The 8,889-nt window shown below is 59.8% G+C and carries 5 protein-coding genes; all 5 read left to right on the top strand.

Features of this window, described 5'->3' with window-relative positions; translation table 11 throughout:
• The first annotated feature begins 660 nt into the window (after positions 1-660).
• The 5 genes from JHD82_RS27985 (at position 661) to JHD82_RS28005 (ending at position 8,038) form a co-directional block, all read left to right on the top strand.
• Positions 661-1,617 carry a glycosyltransferase family 2 protein gene (locus JHD82_RS27985; protein WP_199140101.1) on the top strand — a complete coding sequence of 319 codons (957 nt, stop codon included), beginning with the start codon at positions 661-663 and terminating at the stop codon, positions 1,615-1,617.
• A 159-nt stretch (positions 1,618-1,776) separates the two neighbouring features.
• A complete protein-coding gene (locus tag JHD82_RS27990) occupies positions 1,777-2,574 on the top strand; it encodes an HAD-IIB family hydrolase (RefSeq protein ID WP_034399018.1) in 798 nt (265 codons plus the stop codon).
• 634 nt (positions 2,575-3,208) lie between these two features.
• Positions 3,209-3,796, top strand: a complete 588-nt coding sequence (locus JHD82_RS27995; RefSeq protein WP_013800427.1) for a fimbrial protein — start codon at positions 3,209-3,211, stop codon at positions 3,794-3,796.
• Between the two features lie 113 nt (positions 3,797-3,909).
• On the top strand, positions 3,910-4,671 hold the full coding sequence (locus tag JHD82_RS28000) for a molecular chaperone (protein ID WP_199140103.1): 762 nt from the start codon (positions 3,910-3,912) through the stop codon (positions 4,669-4,671).
• A 274-nt stretch (positions 4,672-4,945) separates the two neighbouring features.
• On the top strand, positions 4,946-8,038 hold the full coding sequence (locus tag JHD82_RS28005) for a fimbria/pilus outer membrane usher protein (protein ID WP_199140105.1): 3,093 nt from the start codon (positions 4,946-4,948) through the stop codon (positions 8,036-8,038).
• Positions 8,039-8,889: the final 851 nt, after the last annotated feature.

The raw sequence follows: 8,889 nt of genomic DNA on the forward strand, positions 1-8,889 counted from the left end.
ATACGAGATCAACGTCAGCGTCTCGTGGGCTCGGAGATGTGTATAAGAGACAGCCTTTGCATCTTGCTTACCCTTTCATGGGCTTGGCTTTTTTGATTGTCCCTTGTTTGGGCTGGATTTTCTTAAATGAACCCATTCGAATTTCCACAATTATTGGGGGATCACTTATTCTTGCGGGAATCACGATATCAGCCCACGCTTAGTGACTCGAGCAAAGGGCACGAGATCTATGCAACCGATCACTTCTATTGAAAAAATAGTTTAATTCTGCAAGCGGGCATTCAAACTCAAAAAATTCAAAACACATAGGAAATGCAATTCACAAAATAAAGATATTTCCAGTATCTTTTCCCCTGAACTTCATTTATGAAAATTGGCTTCTGATTTTCTGATCGGAAATACTGGAAGAAAATATTCTTGCTATTTTGCAACATGTTATGCCAACGTATATAGATCACCCCAGAAAGCCTGTATTTTGGTAAAATTTTTCTTGCAGTCAAGAACCATGAATATCCCGCGAGAAAACCCCAGGATTCAACGTCTCCTCTTGGAGCCAAACCGCTCTATATAAACATCCGGAACCCAAGACAACTAAACTATCCTACTGCTTCGGCAAAAGCCAAAGCACACTTACCATAGACGATTTTCTGAAGAGCCCCCATGCGCATCGCTGTCGCCATCCCCTGCTACAAGGTCACTCAACACGTGCAGGGTGTCATCCAAGCCATTGGCCCAGAGGTCGAGGCCATCTATGCCGTGGACGATGCCTGCCCCGCTGACAGTGGACGCTTCATCGAAGAAACCAACACGGACCCGCGCGTGCGCGTGCTCTACCATCCCGAGAACCGGGGTGTGGGCGGAGCCATCGTCACGGCCTACAAGGCGGCGATTGCCGACGGCATGGACATCGTGGTGAAGATCGACGGCGACGGCCAGATGGATCCCACGCTGCTGCCCCTGTTCGTGCGCCCCCTGCTGCGCCGCCAGGCCGACTACACCAAGGGCAACCGCTTCTACCGGCCCGAGTCGGTACAGGACATGCCGCCATTGCGCCTGTTCGGCAATGCCGTGCTGTCCTTCATGACCAAGCTCAGCTGCGGCTACTGGAACGTGATGGACCCCACCAACGGCTACACCGCCGTGCGCACCTGCGTGCTGGCCGAGCTGCCGCTGGACAAGCTGGAGCGCCGGTATTTCTTCGAGACCGACATGCTGTTTCGCCTGAACACTGTCCGCGCCGTCGTCAAGGATGTACCCATGGATTCAGTCTATGCCGATGAGGAGTCCAACCTCAGGATCGGCAAGGTGCTGCCCGAATTCCTGCGCAAGCATGCTTCACGGCTGTGGCGGCGCTATGTCTACAACTATCTGGTGCGCGACTTCAATATCGGCACGGTATACAGCCTGAGCGGCACCTTGCTGGTCTTGGTGGGCACTATCTTCGGCCTCTGGCATTGGATTGGAAACACCAGTCATCCAGCCACGAGCGGAACCGTCATGCTGGCAGCCTTGCCCATCATCATCGGCATCCAGTGCCTGATCGCCTTTTTGCACTACGACGTGAGCAGTGTTCCAACCGAGCCGATCAGCCTGTCACTTGAGGATTCAGATGCGTGAACTGTCCCCCGACAACCCCAAGGACGGCTCCGACAAGTTCTACAAGGCCATCGTCGAATTCGCCAGGCAGTAGGATGGAGCCCTTGCGCGCACGGTCCGTGCGCGCAAACGCTGCCCTTTTACAAGCCGCCCCGGGCGGCTTTTTGCATTTTGACGACCGTGCCTACAACCCTCCAGCCGCTGTCCCTCTGGACACCTCCCGCATCGCCGCTCGGCATCCTCACCGACATCGACGACACCCTGACCACCGAGGGCGTGGTGCCGGCCCATGTCGTCGATGCCATCGCCCGGCTCAAGCAGTCCGGCCTGCGCGTGGTGCCGATCACGGGCAGGCCCGTGGGCTGGAGCGAGCCGTTTGCCCAGGCTTGGCCCGTGGATGCCATCGTGGCCGAGAACGGCGCCGTGGCCCTGCGGCGCAACGCGCAAGGCGGGCTGGACAAGCTCTACCAGCAGGACGAGGCCACGCGCACCGCCAACTACGCGCGCATGCAGCAGGTGCTGGCCGAGATCGAGGCCACCGTGCCCGGGGCGCTGCGCGCCACCGACTCGGCGGGCCGCGAATGCGACATTGCCGTGGACCACAGCGAATTCACCCAGATGCCCCAGCAGGACATCGACCGCTGCGTGGCCATCATGAAGGCGGCGGGCATGAACGCCACCGTCAGCTCCATCCACATCAATGGCTGGTTTGGCGCACACAACAAGCTCGAAGGCGCGCGCTGGATCCTGCGCACGCTGTTCGACATCGACCTCGACGCCACGCTGGACCGCTGGATCTACATCGGCGACTCCACCAACGACCAGCTCATGTTCGAGCACATGCCCCATAGCCTGGGCGTGGCCAACATCGCGCGCTTCGTGCCCCAGCTCAAGCACCTGCCTCGCCACGTCACCCAGGCCGAGCGTGGAGACGGCTTTGCCGAAATGGCGCAGTACCTGCTGACCCAGCGCCCCTGATCCACAGGGCCGAGGGCCGGTGCAGCCCTTGCAGGCCTTCGCCCTCGAGCCCCCACATCGGCCCCTCCTGATCTGCGGGACCCGCGCTCCCCCCGAAGACACCATCACCCTCAGCATACCCAACCGCCCGGCGCAGGCGGACTGTGCACCCTCTTTCCCCATTCGACAGAGCAAATCTAGGACTATTCCTAGATCAAGCATCAATTATCAGAATGCGCCCTATTTCATATAGTAGCGGTGCACACCTAGAATCCATCACATACCCAAAGAACAGGTTTTTGTTTCGCCTTTTTCTTTGACAGATTCTCTCCTGCACCCCATCCGCGCCATTGGGCACTGGTGTATTTGAAAAATTCAACTTCAAACATGCCAGAGAAACAAACCTCGCCCATCCCTCGCCAACGCTCCCTCATCCGAACAATTTCTCCATGTCAGCGCCACCACCTATTCCAGCATGATCGCACCCCCTGCAAATCCTTGACCATGCTGACAGTTACCAACCATTGGATTGATGAGGTGAACATGGAACACTGATGATTTATTAACCACTCAACCATTCACACACTCTCTTATTCCATCAGCGCATTCATCGCTGCTGGAATTTTATTTATCTCTTCAACTCGAGGGAATACCCATGAAAAAGATCGCATTGCTGACATCGGTTGCCGGCCTGGTCATGATGGCCATGAACACCGCTCAAGCAGCAGACGGCACCATCAACTTCACGGGCGAGGTGGTCACCACCACCTGCAAGGTGGACACCACGGTCGCCGGCGCCGCCAAGGACGGCGTGAAGCTGCCCAACGTGGCGAACAACCAGCTGGCCACCGTGGGTGCCACGGTCGGCCGCCAGGCGTTCTCGCTGGAACTCAGCGGCTGTGAGCTGGCCACCGCCACCTCCACAGCGCCCGTCTCCAAGGTCGCCGTGTTCTTCGAAGCCGGCCCCAACGTGGACCTGGTCACCGGCATGCTCAAGCCCGCAGCGGCCAGCGGTACTGGTGCGCCCACCGTGGCCTCCGGTGTCCAGATCGCCATCGTGGATCCCAGCAACAACGAGCGCCTGAAGATCGGCTCCGCCCAATCGCGCTTTGTGGACATCGACAACAAGGTCGGTGGCAATGGCCGGGCCATCATGCGTTTCGCCTCCGAATACGTGGCCACCGGCCCCGTGACCGCAGGCCGTACCGACACCTCGGTGACCTACTCGCTGGTCTATCAGTAATCACTGACTTTCAGGCATATCGACCGCCTTGCGGTGGTCGATATGCCGTGTCTTCTGCTTTCCCGACATGGGCCTGGCCCCATTCTTTCGCTCAAAACCCAGAGAGTTCTCCGATGCTGACGATCAAACGTTCATATGGGCTTGCTGCCATCCTGTTGTCCCTTCTTCTTGGAACGGCGGCACAGGCCAGCGTGACATTGACGGGCACGCGCATCATCTTCCCCAGTGGCGAGAAGGAAGCCACCATCCAGCTCACCAACGAAGGCAGCAAACCTGCCCTGGTGCAGGCTTGGCTGGACAAGGGCAACAACCAGGAATCGCCTGAGAACATCGACGTTCCCTTCGTCATCACGCCCACCATCATGCGCATCGAGGCGGGCAAGACCCAGACGTTGCGCATCATCTATTCGGGCGAAGCACTGCCTGCCGACAAGGAATCCCTGTTCTGGCTCAACGTGCTGGACGTCCCGCCCAAGGCGGAAATGGAAGGCGACTCCAACAATCTCCAGTTCGCCTTTCGCACTCGCGTCAAGCTCATGTACCGGCCCGGCAATCTGCCCGGCAATGCCCAGGAAGCTCCTGCCCAGCTTCAATGGTCGGCAGGCGTTGACGCCAATAACCAGCCCGTATTGAAAGCACGCAATCCCAGCGCCTTTGTGGTCAATGTGGCTGGCGTTGAAGTGCAGCTCAACGGCAAATCCTTCGAGGCAGGCGTTGGGCCCGTTCTTCCCGGTCAGGTGGCCGCCTTCCCAATCAAGGAACCTGCGGGTGTCAATATGGCTGCCGCAATCGGTGCCACGGTGATGTTCAGCAGCATCAATGATTGGGGCGCCAGTCTCAACCACGAAGCCAGAATTGGCAATTCCGCCCAATAAACAGGGCAATTCGAGCAAAGCCACGCGAATCCCCCGTCCTCTCCGGCCTGATTATCTAATGCCACTGCATTTTCAGCCCGGCCAGTACACCGATACCCAGCGTTAATACCCAGCGAAACTGCATCGGTCTCTTTACCGGGACTGGCACATCGGCCTTGGCCGTTCGCTTTGCATCGGGCGCACAGCATTAGGAGATAAGCAAATGATCAGGCCAGTCTTTCCAGATTCAGAAAAGGGAATCAAAAGCCGGCATGCAAGGCAAGGAAAGGGAACAATGCCGGGGCCAGGCCAAGGCCCTGCCGGATATTTCCAACTGAAGCCCGGCCATGCGCTGCTGCTCTCCGTGCTGGTGTGCTGGCAGTCCGAGGCCCAGCAGGGCCAGCAGGTCAAGGAAGTCACAACCTCCACGTCCACCGGCCAGTGGCAGCCCACGCCGGCTGCCGTCGACTTCGACCCCAGCTTTCTGAACACCGGCAAGCAGACCATTGACGTTTCGCGCTACTCGCGCGCCAACGTGGTCATGGCAGGCAGCTACAACCCAGACATCTACATCAACGGCAACTGGGTTGGCCGCAGCGAAGTGCAGTTCAAGGCCCAGGCCGGCTCGCAGGACGCGCTGCCCTGCCTGGACAAAGCACTGCTGGAGAAGGTGGGCATCGACCTCTCGCGCCTGCCGCCCGAGGCCGCCTTGAAGCTGGCGGCCGACGGTGGCTGCAACCGGCTGGACCAGATCATCGCGGGCGCCTTCACCAGTTTCGATTTCGGCAAGCAGCGACTGGACCTGAGCGTGCCCCAGGCCTCGCTGCGCCGCTCGGTGCGCGGCTATGTCAGCCCCGACCAATGGAGCGCCGGCGTGCCTGTCGGCCTGCTCGGCTACCAGTTCAACACCTACCACGGGCGCTCCAGCAACGCAGAAAACACCACGCAGAGCTACCTGGGCCTGAACGGCGGCGTCAACATCGACCGCTGGCATTTCCGGCACAACGGCTCCTTCAGCTGGGCGGACACTGGACGGGGCAACTACCAGAACATCTCCACCTACGCACAGCGCGACATTGCCGACTGGTCTTCCCAGCTCATACTGGGCGACACCTACACGGGTGGCGACCTGATGGACTCCACCTCGTTTCGCGGCATACGCTTGAACAGTGACGACCGCATGCTGCCCGACTCCCAGCGCGGCTACGCGCCCGTGGTGCGCGGCGTGGCCAACACCAATGCCCGAGTCACCATCACGCAGAACGGCATCAAGCTCTACGAAACCACGGTGGCGCCCGGCGCCTTCGTCATCAACGACCTCTACCCCACCGGCTACGGCGGCGACCTGCAAGTCAGCATCACCGAGGCCAATGGCGCCGTGCGCAGCTTTGCCGTGCCCTACGCGGCCGTGCCGCTGTCGCTGCGCGAGGGTCAGGACCGCTACAGCCTCACGGCGGGCGTGGTGCGCCACCTGCCCAATACCTCGCCGCTGTTCTCGCAGGCGACCTGGCAGCACGGCTTCACCAACATGCTGACCGGCTACGGCGGTGTGTCCGTGGCCAAGGGCCATATCTCGCCCATGATTGGCGCGGCGCTCACCACGCCCTGGGGTGCCTTTGGTGCAGACATTACGCACGCCTCCACCAGCATTCCCAATGACGGCTCCTTTTCCGGACAGAGCTTGCGTGCCAGCTACGCCAAGTCCTTTGCGCAGACCGGCACCCACGTGGCCATTGCCGCCTATCGCTACTCCACCAACGGATTCTTCGGCCTCAACGACGCCATGCGCGCACGGGATCAGGCCAATCTGCTACGGCCCTCCACGGACCTGTACCGGCCTCGCAACCGCGCCTCCCTGGTCATGGGCCAGCAGTTTGGCCCCGGGGGAGGCAGTCTCAGCCTCACGGCGTCCACTGCCAAGTACTGGAACCGCCAGGGCTCCAACGTCGACTACGCCATTGGCTACAGCAACTCGTTCCGCAACATCTCCTACAACCTCTCTGCGGCGCGCCAGCGCGATGCCTGGGGACAGTCCAATACGTTCCTGCACGTGGGCCTGTCGATTCCGCTCAGCATGGAGCGCGGCATGATGCTCTCCACCAATACCAACCGCGACTCGCGCGGCCGCGTGCAGGCCCAGGCCAACCTGTCCGGGCTGCTGGGCGACGACAACGCCATCTCCTACGGCCTCAGCGCCAACCACAACACCGGTGGCATGAATGGCAGCAGCACCAGTGCCAGCGCCAACGCCACCTACCGCGCATCGCAGACCGAACTCAGCGGCAGCGTCAGCGCCAGCAGCGGCTACCAGCAGTTCTCGGTAGGCGCGCGTGGCGCCATCGTGGCCCACCCGGGCGGCGTGACGCTGTCGCAATCGGTGTCTGACACCTTTGCCATCGTGGAGGCCAAGAACGCGGAAGGCGCGCGCATCAACAACGCGCCCGGCGTGAAGGTGGACAGCCGGGGCTATGCCGTCGTCCCGTATCTGACGCCGTTCTCGATGAACGAGGTCTCCATCGATCCCAAGGGCCTGTCGACGGACGTGGAACTCAAGGAAACCAGCCAGCACGTCGCACCGCTGGCCGGCGCAGTGCCGCTGCTGGTGTTCAAGACAGCCTATGGCCGCTCGGCCGTGATCCGCGCGCGGCAGGCCGGCAACATGCCTGTGCCCTTTGGCGCCAGCGTGCTGGACATGGACGGCAAGGAGTTGGGCATGATCGGCCAGGCCGGCAAGCTTCTGGCGCGCGGGCTGTCGGACCAGGGCGAACTGCAGGTGCAATGGAAGACCGACACCGGCATGGTGGGCTGCAACCTCTCCTATACCCTTCCTGAAAGAAAGCGCAGCACCACCTACCAGCCGCCGCAAAGCCTGGAACTGCCCTGCGTGGCCAGCAGCAAGCTGCTGCCTGCGGCCACCGACGTGGCATCGGCCAAGCCGGGCAAGACCGCGGCAACCTCAGCCGCAACCACCAATGCCAAGACAGCCGTGGCCGGCGCCCCGGCCTCCAACGCTGCGTCGGCCGTGGCTCTGGCCGGCATGACCCAGGAACGTACGGCAGCAACGGCACCGGCCACGGCAGTCGCCAGCGCCCCGGCAGTCACTGCGGCTGCAGTGCTGCCCGCTCGTGCCACACAGCCGAGCGACAGCCAGCAGGCACTGAAGCTGGAGCGCAACCTGGACGGCCTGCGCATGAGCGTCAAGATCAGCGCCTTGCCCACTACGGCGCCAGTCACCAGCAACGCGGGCAGAACTCCCGTGGCGGTTGGGAACGACGCAGGCACCGGCAAGCACAAGCCGCCGCAGCAAACCCTGCGGGCTGACCGTCCGCTGGCCATCCTGCAGCCCAGCTTGAAGATCAGGGTCCTGGCATCGGCCGATCAGACATAAGCACCGGAAAAGCAGCCCAAATGGGCCGCTGCCAATGCAGGGCCACGTTGATTGCCTGCACCGGCAGGCTTCCATTTCCGACTCCCGCGCCGACTGCAGATACGTTGGTACGGGTAGCCATCGGCATGCAGCTATTTGCCGTCACTGCCCAAACACTGTGCATCAAGACCCGCAAGATTGACTGCGGGCCTTGTGCCGCAGGGCGGCACAGCCGAGACCTTGCTCTTCTCGCAAAGAGCATCGTCGGCTTGTCTGCCGGCATCAGCTGCATCGCAGATCCCCCCAACCCATAGGCGACAGCCTTCCCACAAGGCTTTGCCCCGCCATTTCTGGACCCGCGCACGCACAGTTCGGATCACCAATTCGTAAGCGATTGAAGACAAGATAGGACTATTCCTAGGGAATCCCGATAAATTCGCTCAAAAAATCAGGAAATTCCTATAGAGAAAATCGCGAAATTCAGAATTATCCAATTTCATTTCAGCGAGCATGTGTTGACAATAGGCCGATCAGATAAATTGCCAAGAATCAGAATCTGATTCTTCGAAATCTCGTCATCAACGAGAACAATCCACCGTCAATTCATATTCCCAAAAAGCCTCTTCAGTCACACCCAATTGACGCATAAAAAAATATATTACCTGCAACTTTCAGCAGCAGCAACTCTATAGCCATCGATATCTGGAATCATTCAAAAATATCCAATATCAAATCAAAAATGGAGGTGCGTCAAAGAAAAAAATTTCAAACAAGATCATTACTTCAATCCACCATATTCATCAAACTCAATTTCATCAGGCATAAATCTGTCTCTTATACACATCTCCGAGCCCACGAGACGCTGACGTTGA

The organism is Delftia sp. ASV31 (assembly GCF_016428765.1).
GTDB classification, from domain to species: domain Bacteria; phylum Pseudomonadota; class Gammaproteobacteria; order Burkholderiales; family Burkholderiaceae_C; genus Comamonas; species Comamonas acidovorans.

Bases quoted from the DNA above. Each gene is read 5' to 3' on its own strand.
- JHD82_RS27985 (WP_199140101.1), top strand. From the start codon at position 661: ATGCGCATCGCTGTCGCCATCCCCTGCTACAAGGTCACTCAACACGTG.
- JHD82_RS27995 (WP_013800427.1), top strand. From the start codon at position 3,209: ATGAAAAAGATCGCATTGCTGACATCGGTTGCCGGCCTGGTCATGATG.
- JHD82_RS28000 (WP_199140103.1), top strand. From the start codon at position 3,910: ATGCTGACGATCAAACGTTCATATGGGCTTGCTGCCATCCTGTTGTCC.
- JHD82_RS28005 (WP_199140105.1), top strand. From the start codon at position 4,946: ATGCCGGGGCCAGGCCAAGGCCCTGCCGGATATTTCCAACTGAAGCCC.